Source organism: Pseudomonas sp. P5_109 (assembly GCF_034009455.1).
Classification (GTDB): domain Bacteria; phylum Pseudomonadota; class Gammaproteobacteria; order Pseudomonadales; family Pseudomonadaceae; genus Aquipseudomonas.
Map to the genome: position 1 here is coordinate 3862579 of NZ_CP125380.1, position 23103 is coordinate 3885681.

At 59.1% G+C, this 23103-nt stretch carries 10 protein-coding genes; 5 read left to right on the plus strand and 5 right to left on the minus strand.

All coding sequences use genetic code 11. The features are described 5' to 3' along the window. Positions 1-50 precede the first annotated feature (50 nt). Together nfuA and QMK54_RS17340 are read right to left on the minus strand one after the other, a co-directional pair. Positions 51-635 carry a Fe-S biogenesis protein NfuA gene (gene nfuA, locus QMK54_RS17335; RefSeq protein ID WP_007912592.1) on the minus strand — a complete coding sequence of 195 codons (585 nt, stop codon included), beginning with the start codon at positions 633-635 and terminating at the stop codon, positions 51-53. Positions 636-868: 233 nt separating this feature from the next. Continuing rightward, positions 869-3178, minus strand: a complete 2310-nt coding sequence (locus QMK54_RS17340) for a fatty acid cis/trans isomerase (protein ID WP_320400960.1) — start codon at positions 3176-3178, stop codon at positions 869-871. Between the two features lie 156 nt (positions 3179-3334). On the opposite strand from QMK54_RS17340, the gene metH reads away from it, so the two are divergent. Then, positions 3335-7045 carry a methionine synthase gene (metH, locus tag QMK54_RS17345; protein WP_110659101.1) on the plus strand — a complete coding sequence of 1237 codons (3711 nt, stop codon included), beginning with the start codon at positions 3335-3337 and terminating at the stop codon, positions 7043-7045. A 120-nt stretch (positions 7046-7165) separates the two neighbouring features. Here metH and QMK54_RS17350 read toward each other — a convergent pair whose 3' ends face one another. Next, entirely contained in the window at positions 7166-13801 is a 6636-nt protein-coding gene (locus tag QMK54_RS17350) for an NEL-type E3 ubiquitin ligase domain-containing protein (RefSeq protein ID WP_320400961.1), read from the minus strand. Positions 13802-13934: 133 nt separating this feature from the next. Here QMK54_RS17350 and QMK54_RS17355 point away from each other — a divergent pair, with 133 nt between their 5' ends. After that, entirely contained in the window at positions 13935-14153 is a 219-nt protein-coding gene (locus QMK54_RS17355; protein ID WP_103393137.1) for a DUF2970 domain-containing protein, read from the plus strand. 6 nt (positions 14154-14159) lie between these two features. Here QMK54_RS17355 and QMK54_RS17360 read toward each other — a convergent pair whose 3' ends face one another. Then, entirely contained in the window at positions 14160-15245 is a 1086-nt protein-coding gene (locus tag QMK54_RS17360) for an ABC transporter substrate-binding protein (protein WP_110659106.1), read from the minus strand. Positions 15246-15768: 523 nt separating this feature from the next. Here QMK54_RS17360 and QMK54_RS17365 point away from each other — a divergent pair. Together QMK54_RS17365 and QMK54_RS17370 are read left to right on the plus strand one after the other, a co-directional pair. Beyond that, entirely contained in the window at positions 15769-17427 is a 1659-nt protein-coding gene (locus QMK54_RS17365; protein WP_223592242.1) for a nitrite/sulfite reductase, read from the plus strand. After that, positions 17411-17905, plus strand: a complete 495-nt coding sequence (locus tag QMK54_RS17370) for a DUF934 domain-containing protein (protein ID WP_110659110.1) — start codon at positions 17411-17413, stop codon at positions 17903-17905. The genes QMK54_RS17365 and QMK54_RS17370 overlap by 17 nt, the downstream gene beginning before the upstream one ends. A gap of 52 nt (positions 17906-17957) precedes the next feature. On the opposite strand, the gene QMK54_RS17375 is transcribed toward QMK54_RS17370, so the two are convergent. Then, positions 17958-21845 (minus strand): dermonecrotic toxin domain-containing protein, encoded by a 3888-nt coding sequence (locus QMK54_RS17375; protein WP_320400962.1) that lies wholly within the window; start codon positions 21843-21845, stop codon positions 17958-17960. Between the two features lie 289 nt (positions 21846-22134). Between QMK54_RS17375 and QMK54_RS17380 the strand changes: the two genes are divergently transcribed. Further along, positions 22135-22722, plus strand: a complete 588-nt coding sequence (locus QMK54_RS17380) for a hypothetical protein (protein ID WP_110659114.1) — start codon at positions 22135-22137, stop codon at positions 22720-22722. Positions 22723-23103: the final 381 nt, after the last annotated feature.

Genomic DNA, 23103 nt, shown 5'->3' on the forward strand with positions numbered 1-23103 from the left:
AAAAAAACGGCGCTCACGGGGCGCCGTTTTTTCGTTTCGCAGCGAACACCTTAGTAGTAGGCGTTTTCTTTCTGCGTATGGTCGGTCACGTCGCGAACGCCTTTCAACTCAGGGATGCGCTCGAGCAAGGTGCGCTCAATGCCTTCCTTCAGCGTCACGTCGGCCTGGCCGCAGCCCTGGCAACCGCCACCGAACTGCAGGACGGCGATGCCGTCTTCGACCACGTCGATCAGGCTGACCTGACCGCCGTGGCTGGCCAGCCCAGGGTTGATCTCGGTTTGCAGGTAGTAGTTGATGCGCTCGTTGACCGGGCTGTCGGCGTTGACCATCGGTACTTTGGCGTTTGGCGCCTTGATGGTCAGTTGGCCGCCCATGCGGTCGGTGGCGTAGTCGACAACGGCATCGTCCAGGAAGGCTTCGCTGAAGTGGTCGATGTAGGCGGTGAAGCTTTTCAGCCCCAGCGCGGTGTCTTCGGGTTTTTCTTCGCCCGGCTTGCAGTAGGCAATGCAGGTTTCGGCGTACTGGGTGCCAGGCTGGGTGATGAAGACGCGGATGCCGATGCCCGGGGTGTTCTGCTTGGAGAGCAGATCAGCCAGATAATCGTGGGCGGCGTCAGTGATGGTAATAGCGGTCATGGAAACTCCTCGCAGGCTTGGGCGCAGTTTACGCCAATCGACGCGCCGGACAAAGTCCTAGTATTTTTGTCGGGAAAAGAAACACCGATCACCCTGTGTCGGCGGGCTTTGTGGCGAGGGGGCTTGCCCCCGTTGGGTCGCGAAGCGGCCCCAAAAAACGGGCCTGCTGCGCAGTCCAACGGGGGCAAGCCCCCTCGCCACAAAAGCCCTCTCCACAGGGGATCTGCGTCCGATCAGAGGTTCTCGTAGCGGTTCATGTCCAGCACGCCCTCTTCCACTGGATCGGTTTCGTGGATGTAGCGGCTCAGGTCATGGAAATACACCCAGAATTGCGGATGACTGCGCCGTATCCCCCAACGTTCGACGATTTTCTCGAAGCTGTCGCTATCCTTGGCATTTTCCATTGCATCGACAAACGCCGGCACCTGCCCGGCGGGGATGTTGAACATGAAGTTCGGGTAGCTGCTGAGTACGCCGGGGAAAATCGTCAGGGTGTCGAGCCCCGGCTGATAGCGCAGCGATTCGCCGAGCAGGAACGCCACGTTGCTGTGGGCACGGTTGCGCAGCAGGCTGTAGACCTCTCGTTTGCCGCTGGCGGTTTCGATACGCAGCATGGTCGCTTCCGGCAGCTGATCAATCACTTTCAATCCGGCCGCCGGACGCGAGGTCAGGCGGCTCAGCGCCTGCTCGGCACTTTGCAGGTCCGAATCGATGTTCGGCCGCGAGCAGTAGGCGCCGTCGCAGCGGTTGATCGGATCGGGCCTGGCATTGAGATCGCCATAACGGGCCAGCAATTGCCGGGCGAAATCTCGCTTGGGATCCTGCGGATCAAGCTTCAGCGCAGTCGGTTTGTCGTCGTCGATGGACTCGTAGTCCAGCCACATCTTGAATTTGCCACTGTTCTGATACCAGTCATCGAGGTAGCCATCCCGGGAATCGGCCGGCATCAGGCGCAGGAAGTTCTGCTCGGCACCGTTGCGGATCAGGTCGAAATACAGGCGCGTCTGGGCCTGGTGGGACACGTTACCGAACACATCGAAGTTCACCGCCAGTTGATAGTAGGTGCGCTCCAGCAGCGGATAGTCGAACAGCCACATCGTCTGCGGCACGTCGCCGATCAGGCCCTTGGTCACCGAAGCACTATCGAAATGGCGGAAGATACTCAGCAGTGCGTTGTCGTTGCCGGCCCACAGGGTCGACCAGCTCGGCGCCGGCTGGTCGGCATAGCTGTCGCGGCGCAGGGCCTCGTACTCGTTGCGTTTGTCGCGGTAGTCGTGCCACAGGCTCAGGACGCTGCCGACATCGTCATTCTGCCCCGGCATCGCCAGCAACGGCGTGGCCTGCCCGCGATAGTTCGGGTCGGTGATGTAGAGGTCGTGTTCAGGCGCCTGGAACAGTGCCCAGAAGTTGTCGCGAATGACATCCGTGGCGATCTGCCCGCGGCACACCGGGCCGCGGATAAACGTGCGCACAAAGTACTCGGCGTTATCGAGCATGAACTGATAACGCGCCTGGGCCGGAATCGCTTCGAAGGTGGCAAACGGGTTGGCCCGGCTTTGCGGCCCGTAGCCCGGTAATGCGTCGACCTGCCAGTTGCCGCTATAGAACAGCGATTTGACCCGCGCCAGCTTCGCCGCACTCAGCGCATAGGTAATGTGGGTCTTGTGCACGATCACACCCTGCACCGGCCACAAACGATAGTAGAACTGCGTGCCTGGGTCATCGTTGGGGCGACGGCTGTTGATCAGGTCAATCGGCTGGCCGGTCGGCGTGCGCGAACGCACCCACTGGAAGAAATGCCCTGGCTCGCCATCCTTGAAGTAGAGATGGGCGAGGTACCAATGCTCATACAGCCAGCGCCCCACCAGGCTTTCCCGGGCGCCCGGCGCATTGAGCAGGTTTTCCCACTGGATCACCTCCTGCGTCTCTGTTGCACTCGGGGCCAAGGCCTGCTGGTCGATAGGTGCCCCGGCCGCCAGCCAGCGTTGCAGCGTCTGGTACTGCTGGTCGGTCAGGCCGGTCACCGCCAGCGGCATGCCCTCCTTCGGGTGCGCGGCGGCATAGGCGCCGAACTCCGCGGGCATGGCACACATGTTTTCCCGGTTCAGGCCCAGGACGATGTCTTGCGGCAATTTGGCATTGGGTTGCAACGGGGTGTTGTGGCCCAGTTCCAACATCCGCGCCATCAATGCAGCCTGGCTGCCCTGGGCATCGAGCACCGAATAGAAGCCTTTTTGCTGCCAGGCGGTTTTTCCGGAGGCGTCCAGAAACAGCCGCGTCGGTGCCACCGCTTTCGTGCGGTCACCGTCATAGACCGGGATTTTCGTCGCGCCCCGCGCCGCGCCTTCGCCACTGCCCAGGTTGAGCTGACAGGCGGCGTCGTTGCAGGCGTGGCAAGCCACGCACTTTTCAGTGAAGATCGGCTGGATGTCGCGGCTGTAGGAAATAGAAGGTGAAATGGCAGTGGAAATCGCCGGGCTTTGCGCCACGGCGCCCCAGCTTAAAAACAACAGCAATGTGCTGATGACGAAGCGATACGACATGTCCCTGGTCCTGAATCCTGAAAAAACGCCGCGATTCTACCGGTCTGTCATCCCTGCCAACATGAACGATATTCATGCAAATTCGAGTCATGCTCTAAAAGCGCACAGGTTTGCTATCATCCCGGCCCTTCGTCATGGTCTTACCGAGTAGTCCAAATGTCCGATCGCAGCGTTCGCCTTCAAGCTCTCAAGCACGCCCTCAAAGAGCGCATCCTGATTCTCGATGGCGGTATGGGCACGATGATCCAGAGCTACAAGCTCGAAGAGCAGGATTACCGTGGCAAACGCTTCGCTGACTGGCCGAGCGATGTCAAAGGCAACAACGACCTGTTGGTTCTGACTCGCCCGGACGTGATTGGCGGCATTGAAAAAGCCTACCTCGACGCCGGCGCCGACATTCTGGAAACCAACACCTTCAACGCCACCCAGATCTCCCTGGCCGACTATGGCATGCAGGGCCTGGCGTATGAGTTAAACGTAGAAGGCGCACGCCTGGCGCGCAAGGTTGCCGACGCCAAGACCCTGGAAACCCCGGACAAGCCGCGCTTCGTCGCCGGTGTGCTCGGTCCTACCAGTCGCACCTGCTCGCTGTCCCCGGACGTGAACAACCCCGGCTACCGCAACGTGACCTTCGATGAACTGGTGGAAAACTACACCGAGTCCACCAAAGGCCTGATCGAAGGCGGCGCCGACCTGATCCTGATCGAAACCATTTTCGACACCCTCAACGCCAAGGCCGCGATCTTCGCCGTGCAAGGCGTGTTCGAGGAACTGGGCATTGAGTTGCCGATCATGATTTCCGGCACCATCACCGATGCCTCGGGCCGTACCCTGTCCGGCCAGACCACCGAAGCGTTCTGGAACTCCGTGGCCCACGCCAAGCCGATTTCCGTCGGACTCAACTGCGCCCTCGGCGCCAGCGAATTGCGCCCGTACCTCGAAGAGCTGTCGAACAAGGCCGGCACCCACGTTTCCGCGCACCCGAACGCCGGCCTGCCGAACGAATTCGGCGAGTACGACGAGTTGCCGTCACAAACCGCCAAGGTCATCGAAGAGTTCGCCCAAAGCGGCTTCCTCAACATCGTCGGCGGCTGCTGCGGCACCACGCCGGGCCATATCGAAGCCATCGCCAAGGCCGTGGCCGGTTATGCGCCGCGCGAGATTCCGGACATTCCCAAGGCTTGCCGCCTCTCGGGCCTGGAACCCTTCACCATCGATCGCAGCTCGCTGTTCGTCAACGTCGGCGAGCGGACCAACATCACCGGCTCGGCCAAGTTCGCCCGCCTGATCCGCGAAGACAACTACACCGAAGCCCTCGAAGTCGCCCTGCAGCAGGTCGAGGCCGGCGCCCAGGTGATCGACATCAACATGGACGAAGGGATGCTCGATTCGAAGAAGGCCATGGTGACCTTCCTCAATCTGATCGCCGGTGAACCGGACATCTCCCGCGTACCGATCATGATCGACTCCTCCAAATGGGAAGTGATCGAAGCCGGCCTCAAGTGCATCCAGGGCAAGGGCATCGTCAACTCGATCAGCATGAAGGAAGGCGTCGAGCAGTTCATCCATCACGCCAAGCTGTGCAAGCGCTACGGCGCCGCGGTGGTGGTGATGGCCTTCGACGAAGCCGGCCAGGCCGACACCGAAGCGCGCAAGAAAGAAATCTGCAAACGCTCCTACGACATTCTGGTCAACGAAGTGGACTTCCCGCCGGAAGACATCATTTTCGACCCGAACATCTTCGCCGTGGCTACCGGTATCGAAGAACACAACAACTACGCTGTGGACTTCATCAACGCCTGTGCCTACATCCGCGACGAACTGCCGTACGCGCTGACCTCGGGCGGTGTGTCCAACGTATCGTTCTCGTTCCGTGGCAACAACCCGGTACGCGAGGCGATCCACTCGGTGTTCCTGCTGTATGCGATCCGCAGTGGCCTGACCATGGGTATCGTCAACGCCGGCCAACTGGAGATCTACGACCAGATCCCGATGGAGCTGCGCGACGCCGTGGAGGACGTGATCCTCAACCGCACCCCGGAAGGCACCGACGCCCTCCTCGCCATCGCCGACAAGTACAAGGGCGACGGCAGCGTCAAGGAAGCCGAGACTGAAGAGTGGCGCAACTGGGACGTCAACAAGCGTCTGGAACATGCGCTGGTCAAAGGCATCACTACCCACATCGTCGAGGACACCGAAGAATCACGCCAGTCGTTCGCCCGTCCGATCGAAGTGATCGAAGGCCCGCTGATGTCTGGCATGAACATCGTCGGCGACCTGTTCGGCGCCGGCAAAATGTTCCTGCCGCAGGTGGTGAAATCCGCCCGAGTGATGAAACAGGCCGTGGCGCACCTGATCCCGTTCATCGAACTGGAGAAAGGCGACAAGCCGGAAGCCAAGGGCAAGATCCTCATGGCCACGGTGAAAGGCGACGTGCACGACATCGGCAAGAACATCGTCGGCGTGGTGCTCGGTTGCAACGGCTACGACATCGTCGACCTCGGCGTGATGGTCCCGGCGGAAAAAATCCTCCAGGTGGCCAAGGAACAGAAGTGCGACATCATCGGCCTGTCCGGCCTGATCACCCCGTCGCTGGATGAGATGGTCCACGTCGCCCGCGAAATGCAGCGCCAGGACTTCCACCTGCCGTTGATGATCGGTGGCGCGACCACCTCCAAGGCGCACACGGCGGTGAAGATCGAGCCCAAGTATAGCAACGACGCGGTGATCTACGTCACCGACGCTTCCCGCGCCGTGGGCGTGGCGACCCAGTTGCTGTCCAAGGAACTCAAGGCCGGTTTCGTCGAGAAAACCCGCCAGGACTACATCGAAGTTCGCGAGCGTACCGCCAACCGCAGCGCCCGCACCGAACGCCTGAGCTACGGCGCGGCCATCGCCAAGAAGCCGCAATTCGACTGGGCGAGCTACACGCCGGTCAAGCCAACGTTCACCGGCACGCGGGTGCTGGACAATATCGACCTCGACGTTCTGGCCGAATACATCGACTGGACGCCGTTTTTCATCTCCTGGGACCTGGCGGGCAAATTCCCGCGCATCCTCCAGGACGAAGTGGTCGGTGAAGCCGCTACCTCGCTGTACAACGACGCAAGGGAAATGCTGCGCAAATTGATCGACGAAAAGCTGATCAGCGCTCGCGCGGTGTTCGGCTTCTGGCCGGCCAACCAGGTGCATGACGACGACATCGAACTCTATGGCGATGACGGCAAGCCAATGGCCAAGCTGCATCACCTGCGCCAGCAGATCATCAAGACCGATGGCAAGCCGAACTTCTCCCTGGCCGACTTTGTCGCGCCGAAAGACAGTGAAGTGACTGACTACGTGGGTGGTTTCATCACCACCGCCGGTATCGGCGCCGAAGAAGTGGCCAAGGCCTACCAGGACGCTGGCGACGATTACAACTCGATCATGGTCAAGGCATTGGCCGACCGCCTGGCCGAGGCCTGCGCCGAATGGCTGCACCAGCAGGTGCGTAAAGAGCACTGGGGCTACGCCAAGGATGAAGTACTGGATAACGAGGCGCTGATCAAGGAGCAATACACCGGCATTCGTCCGGCACCGGGTTATCCGGCCTGCCCGGACCACACCGAGAAGGCCCAGTTGTTTGCCCTACTCGATCCAGAGGCCGAGGAAATGCGCGCAGGCCGCAGCGGTGTGTTCCTCACCGAGCACTACGCCATGTTCCCGGCGGCAGCGGTCAGCGGCTGGTACTTCGCCCACCCGCAGGCGCAATACTTTGCCGTGGGCAAGGTCGACAAGGACCAGGTGCAGAGCTACACCTCGCGTAAAGGTCAGGAGTTGAGTGTGACCGAACGCTGGCTGGCCCCGAACCTGGGCTACGACAACTGAGTGACCCCTTGTAGGAGCGAGCTCGCTCGCGATGGACTCATGAGCGCTGTGTTTATCCAGTAAACACGCGTTATCGTTAACGACCATCGCGAGCGAGCTCGCTCCTACAGGGAGAATGAGTCAGCCGTTTGAGGCGAGTTCCGCGACCTCTTTTCGAGACAACTCGATCATCTTCGCATTGCGTGCCGCCGCCTGATCAAAAAGCACACTCAGGAACGCAGGGTCGTCAGCGTTGCCAGCCTCGTCCGTATCCATTTCCTGGACATCCATCTCATCGAGTGCCCTGACGTCTTCAGGGTATTTCTCCTTGAGATAACTCACCCAGTAGTCACGCTGAATCAGGTCCTCAAAAAACCCGTCGGAGCGCTCTGCATTGACGATCTCGATGCGCGCCTGCGCCAGTTGCCCGGGCGTCACGCCCGAGGCGTAGGTCATGTGTTTGGGTTGTCCTGGCAGGGTCAGGCCGTCGTCCCAGCCCTCGGTCAGACCGATTCGATAGCCCAGGCGTACCTCTGCTTCATCATGACCGGTACGCGCACCGGCTTTTTTCGCCAGTTCATCGACTTTGTCCAGGCGGAACAACTGTCTGGACAACTTCAAAAGTGCCTGGCCTTTCACACTCAGGCGCCCGGGCGGAATATCGAGCAGGGCATTGTGGGTGAAGACTGTGCTTTCCAGCCCGCTGAACGTCAGGATCCGACCGTCGACACAGGTGCCATGGGTAGCGGAACTGGCGAACAGGACCTCACGAAGTTCACTGTTGTCGGCGGCGGCTTGCATGACGGTCCACACTCGCCGGGTCAGATCGGCATTCGCCACCCTGAACTCCTGCGTGTCCTGCAATCGCGCAATCAAATGGAAGAACGCTGCATTGTCCGGTTCCTCCACCAATTGATTCCAGATCTGTTTTTTGCCGGCCAACTCCTCGGGGGGAGCATTGGCCAGCCAGGGTTCCCTTTGAGCGGAATCAGGCTCGGCCTCAGGCAATTCTTCATCAGACTCGACGCTTTCGCTGCCGCCTTCGTCATAGCCATGAGCATCATCAATCAATTCATCAAGATCACTGCGCGTGAATCCCAGCACGGTGTCGTGCAAACCCTCTTCGCGATAGGCCCTCAATTGCTCCAGGCTTTCCAGCGACAGGCTGTAGTTGTCGCTCAGGTCCGTACCTGCGAGCAGAACCTCGTGGTTGCCATCCAGAACTTCCTCGGGAATCGACGTGATGTCGTTGCCACTGAGGTTCAACGTTCTCAGACGACTGGCATTGAGCGCGCCGTCCGGCCAATCGGTTAGATTGTTGTTGCGCAGATTAAGCGTCTCCAGATCCCTGACAACACCGACATCAAAGGTATCCAGTTCGTTGTAACTCAGGTCCAGCCATTGCAGCCGTTCCAGACTGCTCAACGTGGCGTACAAGCGCCCGGTATCGCTGATACGGTTCGAGGAGAGTTCCAGGCGCTCGAGCTTTTCCATGTATTGAACCGGGTCGGGTACAACCTCCAGCCCATTGCCATTGAGTTCAAGTGTCGTCAGTTGAGTGAACGCCTGGAGGAACCCGTCAGAACCTTGAGCGCTAAGTTTTACGCTCGTCAGGTTCAAGCTACCCACATGATCGAACGCTGCCGACAGATCGGGCAGCTCGGGCAGATCGCCCAGTTGCAGCCCATTGAGATTCAACTCAACGTCTGCAACACCCGGCGTGCCGATCAGGCCTTCGCGCCAGCATTCAAGGATTCGCAAGGCAGCGAGCCTGCGAGTGCTCGACGACGTCATCCAGCCAGGGCCCTGTTTACCGCGCGTATACAGCCAACCATTCAAACGACGGGTGAGCACTTCAAAAGCTTGCTCCCATTCGGCTAATCGTTCACTGATTTGCACCTGCGCTGCTCCGCTCTCGCGCATCTGTTCGATCACTTGCAAGGCGTCATCATCGGCCAGATTCGGTTTGAGTCGTTGCAGGCGTTTTCCCAACACCGCCAGCCCTTCTCCCACCGGGACTGCTGTCAGCGGCAGCAAATGGCCTGCGATCGACTCCCCGCTCTCGGACGGTGGGAAAGTCGTTGGCACCTCCTCCAGGTCAAACCGCTCCAGGGTTCCGGCTGGCAAGCCTTTGGCAACTTCCACTCGCTGCCGGGCCAAATCGAGTTCTACGATGGATTGCGGGGTCAAGGGTGTGCCGGTCAGGTTGGCTTTGAGCAGCATGTCATCGGCAAGCGGCGTGGGCAGCTCGGAGACTTTGCTGTCACGTAAATCGAGCCAGCTCAGCTCTGGCAAGTCCTGCAACCCTGCTGGCCACTCCTGCAGATCCGTGCCGCGCAGGTTCAAGGCCTTGAGACGAGTCAATGCACTGACGTCCAACGCGTGCAGCGGGTTGTTGCTCAGGTCCAGGTATTCGAGACTCTGTAGCCCTGCGAAACTTTGTGGTTCGGCCGAGCCGGCACCGATGCGATTGCCGGATAGATCCAGATAAGTCAATTTGCCTAGTTCGCCAGGCGCAATCGGCACCTCAGTCAAATCGACATTGAGCAAGCCGAGCCTTTGCAGTTCGGTAAAACTGCCGACAAAGCGGCGGATCTGTTCCGCAGGCGCTTTAGTACCCCGCAGATTCAACGTCTGCACATGCGAGAATTCACCGGCCGGTAGCACTGGAAATTCACTCAGTTGCAGATTCGGCACCTCGAGCACCGAGGCATCGGCAGTAGCGCCATAACGTTTGAAGGCACCATGACGCCAACTGGCTCTCAGGGACTGGTCCAACCACACGCGCGCCATCGACTCATTGATTGCTATTGGCGTCGCTGTCGAGTGGTACCAGTCATAGAGTTGCTGGCCGAGTGCCCTGTACCCATCGCTCAATGCCTCCAGGGCCTCGAACCTTGCTTCGGCGCCTGGCCATTGCTCGGTAAACTGATTGAATATCACCTCGACCGAGTCGTACAGACCTTCGCCAAGACGCCGCAACTCCCCCTTGCTGTAAGCCCTGACCATTTCATCCAGATCAACCAGGTGTTCAGGGTGGTTCTTGACGTATTCATACGCTGGCTTGAAGTTTTCACGCAGGAAGTTTGCCCAGTCCAGGGACAGTCCGGACCAGAGTTTTTTATGCCCGCCGAAAACACCGTCGGGTAATGTCCTGATACCAGTCCCCCTGAGATCCAAGCGCTCAAGGCGTGGCAGTTCGAGAACCCCGGCAGGCCATTCGAACATCGAAGGAGCAAGGACTTCCAGGCGGCGCAGTTTGCGTAATCCGGATACATCCAGAGCTAGCGATGCGTAACTGGAGGAAGAGACAGCGAGATCCTCAAGCGTCGCCAACGCGTTTAATCTCGAGGGCATGTCCACGGCGTATGGAGTGGCTGAATAGAGGCACAGGTCGGTGAGTTCGCGCATTCCGTTCAATGCTGCGGGTACGTTGCTGAACTCATCCCCGGTGGCATTTATTCGCAGTCTTTTCAGCTTGGGGAAATTCGCCAAAAGGACATCGGCATTGGCGTCAGTGATACACCGGCCACGGACATACAAATCACGCACATGGGAGAAATCCGCCGACAATGCAGGTATCGGGTCGTCACAGACCAAATCAAGCAACCTGTACGTGGGGCGACTCTCAGCCAAGGGTGAGTTGCGCCAGCTTTGCTTGAGGTTCTGCGCAACCGAGGCCCTGCCTCCGGGCATCGATTGCAATGCGGATTCCGGAACAGGCTCGCCAACCCATTGATCGAGCGTTGATTCCAGTAGCTCCCACTGGCGCATGCGCTCCTGCATGAGGCTGTAGATCTGTGCTTCGGTTTTACCCGCCCGCAACTGCGCCAGGATAAATCCATTGGCTTGCTGATCGGTAAGCCCTGGATGCACATCCTGCACGCGGGCCACCAGCGAAGGATTGAACCCTTGCCCGCGACCGCTGGCGTAGTAACCCACCTTGCGCTCGGAGACACGGACAGGTGGCTTGAACGACTGGCGGCTACCCGCTCGTTTCGCCAGCCGCTGTGACAATTCCTGTCGATGCTCGATAGCCGAGTCGATGACAGCCTGGCGCAGGCCGGCACTCTGACTGACGTGTGGGACGCCCAGTGCCTGGCGGGACTCATCAGGCAAGGCGTGCATGATCGAGGCGAAAAAATTGTCGCCACTGGCGGGCACGCTATTGAGCGTTTCTCCCTGTTCATCGAAGGCCTGAAAAGAAGGCCCCTGTTTCACCACATACTTGCGACGGCCTGCCAATTCACTGCCGATACCATCAATGAGCGGGCCATCGATGTGTCCGTCGCGCACCTCCAGGCGTACCTCGCCGGACCAACCAGGCATTTTTTCCAGTGCATGCAGCGCGAGCCATCGGCTGTCAGCCGAGGCCATGCTCTGCGTGTACAGGCCGGAAAAGGCCTTGGCCTGATGCCCCTGCTGCGTATACCAACGCGCCTCCTCCAGCATCTTCAACGGTATTCGTCGAGACGTTTTCAGGCGGGTGAGCTCTTCAGCATTGGCGTCGAGCAGAACCCTGCGGGCGGCGGACACACTCAGTCCCGGGCTGGCACGCTGCAATTTTTCGATCAGTGGCCCGCCGCTGCCAGGATCGGCCTCGAACAACCGCAAGGCGTCCGCCAGTTCCGGTGGCGGCGGCAAATGATCCATGTGCATCTTGCGCAAGGCATTGTCGCCGACACCACTGGCATCCGCGATATTGAGCAGTTGCTCATCAGAAAAAGCTTCGGTGATATGCCCCATACGCCGCAGTAGCGTCAGGCGATCCCACGCCAGCGGCCGCTCCAGCGAATGACGCCAGGCACCGTGTCCGTTGTGTTCGAGTATGGGTTGCCAGGCGTGCGTATCGGTCGGATGCTGGATGCGCCACTTTTTCAGCGAAGGGTCAAAGGTTGTTTCATAGACCTTGCCGCTCTGCCGGATGTAGGTTTTTCCGTTTACCCGATGTTGTCCCAACGCATCCGGGACGGAATTGCGGTCGAGAATGACATTACGCTCATAGGCGCTCAGCTCAGGTTTCCACAATCGGGTGTCGCCGTCGGCACGCGTGACCGGTGCCAGGCGCTCGACCACCGGCTCGGGTGTCACTGGAGCCAATTTGCTCAACCCTTTGCCAGCCCCCGCCATCACGGCGATCAGCGCCAGGTTCTCGGCCACATCGATCAGATGCGCCTTGGCTGCGTTGCGATCGCCCTCACTCCACTCGATCGCACCCTCGAAGGACTCATACAGGAGTTGACCGGCCATGACCGTGAGCATGATCTCCCCCAGCACCGGCACGAACATCGACACCATGTTCAATCCGAGCATGCCGATTTCCAGCAGATGGTTGAGCTTTTCCGCGCGCACTTTCGCATCGACGTCAGCCGTGGGGACCGCATGGCTGCGTGCATCGGCGATCACCTTGGCACGGTTCTGTTCGTAGAGGTAGGTCCACAGATCCGTGTTGGCGGACCAGATGCCGTCCACGCCTTCGCGAATGATCCCGAAAGGATTGAGGTAGGGATCCTCGACCGGTTCGCGCTTGCCAGCTCGCTCTGGCGGCAATTCCTTGATGTGCACAACGTTAGACAATAGCGGAATGTATTGCGCGACTTTCACCCAGACGGAATGCAAGGGATCGACTGGAGCATCCGCGGCTTTTCGGGTGAACTGACTGAAGTAGTAAGGACGATCGGCGTAGGCAACGAACTGGCTGAAAAAACGCTGGTGAGCCGTCGGCCCATCACCGCCGGGCTGTGTTGTGCCCCGGTGCGTGAACTGCCGCTTGAATTCTTCACTCAACTGCCCGGAGGTATAGCGTTTGAGCGGATGCTCGGGATCATGGGGGATGTAAACGATGAAGTCGCTGCTATAGCGATACTGCTCACTGATACTGAACACGACGCAGCCTGTCATCCGGCGCTTCATCAAACTCAAGTCACGAAACCAGACGGGCGTGTTACCGACTCGGGGATGGACCTCGCCGTTAACGACCGAGAGGATCATTGTGTAGTCTTCGGGCTCGATGTCCTTCTTCAAGAGGGCCAGCTCGGCAGCTGCGCTCATGGCCGCTTTCTGACTGGCAATGAATTGCTGGCGCAGTGTCGTTTCTTTCTGAGCCCCCACTGGCTGGAAAAACGCCATCACATGGGTTTGATACTGCGCGCCGATATCCAGCTCGCGACACAGTGACAGAAACTGTTTGACCGTGATGTCGAGGCTTGCGACCTCAAACGTGCCGGGGGTGGACGTCTCGATCAAAAAGCCGGATTTACGATGGAAGGCACCCTCCTCGCACTCGGATGCTTCAAAGTTATGCAGCGCAGCCTGTAACAACGAAAGCTTCAATACCTCGAACGATGCAAGTTCGATGTCAAGATCACCAATCTCCAGCGGTCGCCTGAGGCACAGCAGGGTTTTGTTGACGTCCAGTTCAATGGCGAACCGTTCCTTGAGGGCCTTGGTGAGAATCGGCCCGGCGAAAGTGTCGATATCCGCAAGCGAGGACATCGTCTTGTCCAGACTGGCCTGCGAGGTAAAACTGGCATTGAATCTGTTCTTCAGTATCTGCTGTTGCGTGACCGATGCGCGCTGATACCAATCCGCTGAAAGCGTGCCTGTCTCCTTTAACGCGGCCCGCCTTGCTGACGTGGCATCGACCAGCCAGGCCGGTGTCATCTGCTCGAGCAGATCGCTATGAATGCTGCTTTGTCCCGCAACCCTATGTTGACGGGGTAAAGATGGAGGAAGGGTAGACATACTGTTGCTCCTGAAAGTGGAACGACAGAACATCACTCCAGGGAGCCGCAACTGCGGTAGATAGTTACTACATCGACCCATACCCATTTCGAAATGCGTCAGCCAGCTAAAATGCCAGCCGCCGTTTTGGCTATGCTTTGAAGACCTACTCAAAGGCGAGGGATTTATGGACGATCCAGTCGACAACAAGCCGCCGACCTTCTGGCAAATGCTGCACAGCGTCATGGCAGCGGCGTTCGGAGTGCAGAGCGGGAAAAACCGCGCGCGTGACTTCACTCACGGCAAGCCGAGTCATTTCGTGATTCTGGGGATTGTGTTCACGGTGGTGTTTGCATTGGCGCTGTTCGGCATCGTCAAGCTGGTGCTGCTTCTGGCCGGGGTTTGATGCGACTCAGTGCATCAGGGTTTGCAGGGTGAACGGGTAGCGCCAGGACGCAGGACGCCCCTTGGCCGAGAGCTTGTGGAAGTCCACACCGAAGTCCTGCGCGGCCCCCATCGCCAGCAGCCGCTTGGCCTGTGTCCGATCGATCAGTTGCAGCAACGGAATCTGCCGATCACGGCCGCCGTACTGGCTGATGTCCACGCCTTCATCGTAGTCATGCAATTGCACCAGTGCCCAGCCACCGAGACTGAAGTGCCCGCCCAGCAACACACTCAGGCGACGGTCGAGCAGTGCCTGCAGCGCGGCGGGTGAATTGTTGATCGCGCCGAACAACACGCCTTGGCCTGGCACACCGCCGGCCTCGACATACGCCTGCATCACACCAAACACCATCTCGTCATTCGCGGCCCAGACCAGCGACGTCTGCGGGTAGCGCTTGAACAACAGCCTGGCTTGCTCGTAGGCGCGCTGCCGGGTCCAGCCGCCGTACACCAACTGGCGCAAATGCACTTCGGGGTGCTCGGCCAGGGCGCGCCGCATGCCTTTCTCGCGATACTGCGCGGAGGGGGTGATCTTCAAACCGGAAAAAGCCAGCAACTCGATGGTCTGGCCGGGATCTACCGGGCCGTGCTGCCGGATCAGTTCCTTGAGCATCAGGTAGCCGCCCTCTTCGTCATTGGGCACCAGGCTGCCAAGCAAATCGGGATATTTGTCGGGTCGTGCGCCAACGAGCTTCATCTGATCCGGGGTCAGGGCATTGTTGACCATGAACAGCTTCACCCCGCTGCCTTTGGCCAGGCGCAGGATTTCGGGGGCGATGTATTGCTCGTTGACGAACACCAGGTAGTCGGGGCGATGGTAACCCTTGAGGGCTTCACGAGCCTGGTGGATGGTGTTTTCCGGGACGCGATCCGAATACTGGATGCGCAAGTCCATCCCCAGGTCGGTCGCCGCGGCCTGCATGAACTGCGAGTAACTCGCCCAGAAAGCTTCCGTAGGGGTTCCAGGATTCAGGAACAGCACTGACTCCGCCTGGGCACAAGGTCCCACGACCATGCCCAGCGTCAGCAATACGCCATACAGAAACTTCAACATTGGTCGTCCGAGCCCCCGGAAATTCGCCGCGCATTATAGCCAGCGAACTTCCGTAAAACGGCGATTTTTCCGGTTTTTGTCGGACAATCGTCGGAACCGGGCCCGGACCGGGTCGTTTATTGGTGGCTGACCCAGAAAACCGCCGTCCCCACGACCAGAATGATCAGGAACAAAATTGCCCAGGCATCAACGCTGCTATCGCTTTTCCTTGCTTTGGTTGGGTTGCTCATTGCATCGCCTCTTGTCGGTTTTATCGGTGATTGCATAAAGACACGAGCAGAGTAAAGACGACGATTGCCCGCATCACAAACAGGGTCTTTGCAACAACGATTCTCATTAGGCGATTTGGTTCTTTACATATGCTCAAACATCACTTTTACGCATAAACGCAAACTGGTATCGTGCCCCGGCTCCATAGGGAGTGCGCGGCCGTGCGCGCAGAATTGCCGAGGTTTTATCGGACGCCAGCAAGCCAAAAAACGCCGCTGTTTCCGACCGGCCCAAGCCTGAGAACAGGACTTATATGTACGTATACGACGATTACGATCAGCGGATCATCGAGGACCGCGTCAAGCAGTTCCGTGATCAGACCCGACGCTATCTGGCAGGCGAGCTGAGCGAAGAAGAATTCCGCCCCCTGCGCCTGCAAAATGGCCTTTATATCCAGCGTTTCGCGCCGATGTTGCGAGTCGCCGTGCCTTACGGCCAACTGACTTCGCGGCAAATGCGAATGATGGCCAGGATTGCCCGCGACTACGACAAGGGCTATGCCCACATCAGTACCCGGCAGAACGTGCAGTTCAACTGGCCGGCCGTGGAAGACATTCCGGACATCCTGGCTGAACTGGCCACCGTGCAGATGCACGCGATCCAGACCAGCGGCAACTGCCTGCGCAACGTCACCACCGACCAGTTTGCCGGCGTCGCCGCCGACGAGCTGATCGACCCGCGCCCATGGTGCGAGATCGTTCGCCAGTGGACCACGTTCCACCCGGAATTCGCCTACCTGCCGCGCAAATTCAAGATCGCCGTCAACGGTTCGACTTCCGACCGTGCCGCCATCGAAGTCCATGACATCGGCCTTGAGCCGGTGCACAACGCCGCTGGCGAACTGGGCTTCCGTGTGTTGGTCGGTGGCGGCCTGGGCCGTACGCCGGTGGTGGGTGCATTCATCAATGAATTCCTGCCATGGCAAGACCTGTTGAGCTACCTCGACGCCATCCTGCGGGTCTACAACCGCTACGGCCGTCGCGACAACAAGTACAAGGCGCGGATCAAGATCCTGGTCAAGGCGCTGACGCCTGAAGTCTTCGCACAGAAAGTCGATGCGGAAATGGAGCACCTGCGCGGTGGCCAGACCACTTTGACCGAAGCCGAAGTGCATCGCGTCGCCAAGCACTTCGTCGATCCCGACTACAAGGCCCTGGAAAACCAGGCCGCCGCACTGGCCGAGCTCGACCAGCAGCACCCGGGCTTTGCCCGCTGGCGCGTGCGCAACACCCTGGCCCACAAGAAGCCGGGCTACGTGGCCGTGACCTTGTCCCTCAAGCCTACTGGCGTTGCCCCGGGCGACATCACCGACAAGCAGCTCGACGCCGTGGCCGATTTGGCCGAGCGTTACAGCTTCGCGCAACTGCGCACCTCCCACGAGCAGAACATCATTCTGGCCGATGTCGAGCAGGACAAGCTGTTCGTCCTGTGGGGCGAGCTGCGCGAGCAAGGCTTCGCCACGCCGAACATTGGTTTGCTGACTGACATCATCTGCTGCCCGGGTGGCGACTTCTGCTCCCTGGCCAACGCCAAGTCGATCCCGATCGCCGAATCGATCCAGCGCCGCTTCGACGACCTGGACTACCTGTTCGACATCGGCGAACTGGACCTGAACATCTCCGGTTGCATGAACGCCTGTGGTCACCACCACGTCGGCCACATCGGCATCCTCGGGGTGGACAAGAAAGGCGAAGAGTTCTATCAGGTTTCCCTCGGCGGCAGCGCCAGCCGTGACGCCAGCCTGGGCAAGATCCTCGGCCCGTCCTTTGCCCAGGAAGCCATGCCTGACGTGATCGAAAAGCTGATCGACGTGTACATCGAACAACGTACCGAAGACGAACGCTTCATCGACACCTATCAGCGTATTGGTATCGACCTCTTCAAGGAGCGTGTCTATGCAGCGAATCATTAAGAACAACGAGGTCGTCGACGAAACCTGGCACCTGCTGCCCAAGGACTTCAACATCGACGAAATCAGCAACTGCGACGACCTCATCGTGCCCTTGCAGCTGTGGCGCGAACACAGCCGCATGCTCCTGGCCCGCGACGGCGGCCTGGGTATCTGGCTTGATGCCGATGAAGAAGCCGAGGAAATCGGCGAAGACGTGGCGCGGTTCCAGGTCATTGCCCTGAACTTCCCGGCCTTCACCGATGGCCGCAACTACTCCAACGCCCGCCTGCTGCGTGACCGTTACGGTTTCAAGGGCGAATTGCGGGCCATTGGCGACGTGCTGCGTGACCAGTTGTTCTACATGCATCGCTGTGGTTTCGACGCGTTCGCCATTCGCGCCGACAAAGATCCGCACGAAGCCCTTGAAGGCCTCAAGGACTTCTCGGTGACCTATCAGGCCGCTACCGACGAACCGCTGCCGCTGTTCCGTCGCCGCTGACTGTCACCCCTTGGACCCCGGCCCCGGGGTTCAAGGGGTTTTATCCTTCGCGCTAGAACACCGGATGATCCACCAGCGGTATCGGCCGCCCCATGGCGACCCAGTCGCGGTAGAGCCGGACTCGATCCTCCAGCACCACGAACAACCTGAACGGGTTTTGCCCATCGGCCATCCGCGTTTCGACGCACTGGCGCAGCCAACCCCACAACTCTTCTGATGTATCCGCCTCGTCGAGCAAGCGCCACACGCGTGCCTGCAGCGACCGATAACCCACCTGGAAATCCGCCGTAAGGCTCAATCCATCCATGACCCGGAGCAACGCACTGCCCGATGGCTTGCCGGCCAATCGTTGCCAGATCTGTTGCCGCGCCTCGCGCACGCTTTCATCGCCCTCCCCCAGCCAGGGCGTCGCACTGCCATAATCGGCACCCGGTTCACTCAACCACAGATTGATTCCAGTGCGCTCACGATGATCGACCAGGCGCAACAACGTCTCTTCATCCGTCAATGGATTACCCCACAGCTTCACCCGATCCCGGGAGACCGCCTGATTCAGGATCGCGTGGGGAACCCGGCTGATCCGGTTGCCTCGCAAGTCAAGCGAGGTGAGGTACGGCTGATCGGCAATGCCAATCGGGCAATGGCGTATGCCGGTGTTTCTCAAGTTCAGCACACGCAACTCCTTGAGCCCCAGAACAACAGGCGGGACGGTCAAAGGGTTGTCACTCAGATCCAGCGTTTGCAAGCTCAGCAGATCAGCAAACTGTGCGGCCGTGTTCTCCTCAAGCTGCAGTAGAGTGGAACGCAGGTTGAGCGTTGTGAGCTGGTTCATTTGCCGAATCGATCGAGGCAGCACACCTTCCAGCACGCCGTCTGCGTTTAACCGCCGCAGGTCGACACGCTCCAGGTTCAGGGAACGCAGATTCGGAAAACTTTCGAGAAAGTTGCCCAAGCTCTCGCGCTCGACCAGGCTCAGGCCCTGCATCGATAGCTCGACGACCTCATTGAAGCGCACGTTCATCGTCGGCAACCGATGGTAATCTTCGAACCCCAAATCCAGCCTGTAGCCGGAAAACACCTCGCCCGACACCACTCTATTGATCTGGGGCGGGCATTTTTGCCAAATGCTCATCAGTTCATCGCCCAGCTCGATTCGCGTTTCACGCTCGCAATCGATCACGGTTTGCAGCAGTTCGACATTGTGCGCTGCGATCTGCTGGGGACTCATGCCCGCGGCCTCGTCATCGTTCACAGTCAGAAAATCCACGTCCATTTCATCGACATCCAGCACGGACTGGTCGACCCATAGGCGCAGATCGGAATGCAACTGCTGCATCTCGAAAATCAGGCGACCCACCAGCGTTTGCGCCCCGGCACCTGCGTTAATCAGCAGCTCATCCGCCTGGGCATCGGTGAAATCCGGGTAAACATCCTTGATCTGCAGACGCATGACGCCGTGGGTCAGCGCCGCGGCCTGTGGCGTATTCGGGAAGCTGCCACCGCGCAACCCTCGTGCTTCGAAGGGCAGACGCGAATCCATTCGATCGAGGCCGACCCTCAACTCGGAGCGGGACAAGGCATGCGCGCCAATACGCAACCGCAACTGCCTGGCCGCAGCTGGCGAGTCCAGCGATAGCGCAGCACGTTCCTCCCCGGACAACAGATCGACCAGCGCGGTAAACACATCCGCACCTTCGCCGTCGGTAGCCGCCACTGCGCAGTAGCGATAACCATCACCGACCTTGATCAAACGCCGGCAATCCTCGGAATCCAGCGGACCGCAGCGGTCCAGGACCCGACCACTGATGGAGCCGTCGAGCACTTCGACTCGCAGGCCTTTGAGCCAACCGGGCAGGCGCTCCAGGGAATGCAACGCCAGCACATCGGTTTCGGCAGGCGAGACCGAACGCAAGTAGAGGCCTTCATAGGCCCGGTTGAGCCGAACATGTTGTTGGTACTCGCGCGCTTTGTTGTCCAGACGCTTGAACAGTTGCAGCGCCTCGTCAGCATCGACGGACCGCTCGATGTCGATCCCCGAACGGTCGAGAATCTGCTCCACCACACTTTTCGGTAATCCGGGGTATTCGCGCTGAAACAGACGAACCCATTGCTGGTCCGTGTGCTGCAATGCCTGATAGCGGGCGTTGAACAATCCAGCCCGTGTTTGCGGGTCGGCGACGGTCTCGAGCGCCTGATCGAGCTTGAAGCGGGTGATGGTGTCAGCCAACATCGGTGTTGGCGGGTGGCCTGACTGCATCAAGCGCAGCATATCGTCGTCGACCGTGCTGACCCGGGCGATCTGCGCCACCACCTCATCGCTGAAGTCAGCCAGCGGCGCGCAAACACCACGTATCAGCTCCACGCGTGTTGACACGGACACCGGAATCGATCCGGGTGCGGGCTCGGGTGGTGTTTCGAGATGCAGCCCGCTCCCGGGCTCCCGAGGCGCGTGCAGCGATCCGGCGATTTTCTCTTCGCCCTTGAGTGCCATCGCCGCCCCGGCCAGCGGGAGCGCATTGAGCAAGCCGAACACCGTGCGCGTCACACCCTCGGAGCGCTGTTCCGGTGTCTTGCCGTTGACGGCCTGATCAAGGCCGTAACCGGCGTCGATCAGGCCGGCCAGCACCAGGATGCCCTCGCCTCCCGGAATGAACAACGCCAATGGCCCCAACCGGTTGATCCATTGCACCAGAGGCTCCACCACCGCGCTCAGGTTGTCGCGATTGACCTGGGCATCGTCACGGATGGTTTTGACGCCGGCCATGGACGACTGCTTCATACTCAGTACCAACTGGGCGAACGGATCGGTGCTTGAGGACGCACGCTCAAGATCGATGTAATCCTGTGGGTCCCAGAAGCCGTCGTCATTGAACAGCCCTGCGCTCCTTGTCAGCCAGTGTTCCTTCGGGTAGAGCGCCATGCCCTCCAATGCTGTCAATACGCCTGCGTGGAAGGTGCCATCTTCACGATCGTCCTCGGCAAAATGCGCGACCAGTGCTTGCCGTGTGGCGGCCTCTTTGCCTTGGGCCACGATCCATTGGCGCAGGTGCGGCAAATCGGCGAACTCATGCAAGGGTGAGGAGTTACCGGGAATGTTCAGCAAGACCCGGCCGCTGTGACGGTGGCGATAACACCAGATATCGTTCGATGTGTAGCGATAGATCGTCAGCCGACCGACCTCGATCGGCGCGCCGACACGGGTGGGTGCCTGTACCTGATCGAGGGTCAACGCACTCCACGCCTGCTCTGCTGGCAACCCGGCGGCCTGCATGGCCAGGGCCAGGCCCTCCCGTGTCAAACTGCCCTCCTGATGCTGCAGGCAGGCGCTCATGATAAAGGCAGCCTTGGTCGAGGTTCTCAGGTCGTAAGGCGCCGCCTGGGCGATTCGCTTGTCTGAGGGCCAGGCACGATCAAGGTACGCCTGATAGCGGGTTTGCAAATCCAGTTCCCACACCCACTGCTTGAACGCGGCCGGCCTGAGGGCAATTTGTGTTGCCGGTCCATACGCCTGAGGCGTGGTCTGGCGATAGACGCCTTCGTAGGTATGGTGGTTGCCATTGCCGTGGTCGGCGAATTCATCGACATGCTCCACAATACGAATGGACGGGCCGACATCGGGCGGTGTGTACAAGCCAAATGCGCTTTCGGCGAAACGCCCGTCGCCAACGGTCTGGTAGTTCGCCAGCAGCGCCTGCACCAACGCTTGCGTGTTTGCCACCTGACCTTGCTCGATACCGTCTTGCGCAGGGTGCCCGTGGTAGCGGTAATCCAGGGTGACCAGCATGGCGGTTTGCGGGTCGATGTCTTGCCCCCATTTCTCCTTGATCAACTGTGCACCGAATTGCTCGGGAGACTGCGGCAGAGCCGTGCTCACCACAGACTTCAGTGTTTCGCGCAGCGACGCAGGCTCAGGATGAAGCGGTGTCGGATGGTCATTCATGTGCATTCCATGGCAACTATTTTTGGAACACCAACATAGCCAGCCACCGCGTTGCCGAAAGCAGGAACGGTCGCCTGCTGCCTACAGAGATTTCGCCGTGCGGTGGAGGACATCGGGCAAGTAGTTGCAGGCAAAAAAGCGGAGCACAACTCAAACTAACTGACCAGCCAGAAAACCAACATCACAATATAAACTTGAAAACTCCAGCAATACATTCCGCGTCATGCATTTTTTGTTTTCCGCGATATAGCTTGAAACACCCAAACCAACCGCAAAAGGATTTTGCACAATGTATACACCAGATGAAGCCCGCAACTCCGCATTCAAAATACTGTGGGAAGAAGAAGATTTTAGTTATCTCGCCATTTTATACTGCGATGCCAATGGCGATATTGGCTACACCCCCATAAAGACTGACAATACTCTAATCCATATTGAACACGAAGCATGGCCAAACATTGACCAAGTTCGCTTCAACAGCCTTGAGAGCCTGCTTGATGCCTTGGAGTCAAATGGTTTTAAACAGGTTCCAGGTGAAATGGACAGCATAGAGCTGCCATGGTCTTCATACCCTGACCTCCCGACTACATTACAAGAGCAACTCAATGAACCCGGGATGTTTATGCTCGACCGCCGTTATAAATTCCAGTTTAAGTTTGATGCTTTCGCGCCAGGACCATCGGCGTTTCCAATATCGGTTGATGGCGATAGTGTTTATTTGCAAAAAGGACTGATCAGCGCCATGGATGAAATTCGCTTTGCCAACATTGACTCACTGATCAAGGCGCTGGGCACTTATGGCGATAATGGAAGGGTCCTGGATTGGAATATCAGCAACCGTCTTGTTCGAACTCCAAAAATAACATGGCAGCACTGAGCAACGGATAAACACTTGCCTCTTAAGGTATTAGTCTCCATAAAAAAGGTTCTTCACGCACTCCCGGGGAACTGTAGGAGCCGGCTTGCTGGCGATGGACTCAAGTTCGCCGCGTTTATCCGGTTCACACGCGTTATCGTTAACGACCATCGCTGGCAAGCCAGCTCCTACAGGAGACCGCGTCCTGGTCGAAATGATGTGAACGCCAAACTGTAGGAGCCGGCTTGCCGGCGATGGACTCCAGTGCGCCGCGTTTATCCGGTTTACACGCGTTATCGTTAGCGACCATCGCTGGCAAGCCAGCTCCTACAGGAGACCGCGTCCCGGTCGAAATGATGTGAACACCAAACTGTAGGAGCCGGCTTGCTGGCGATGGACTCC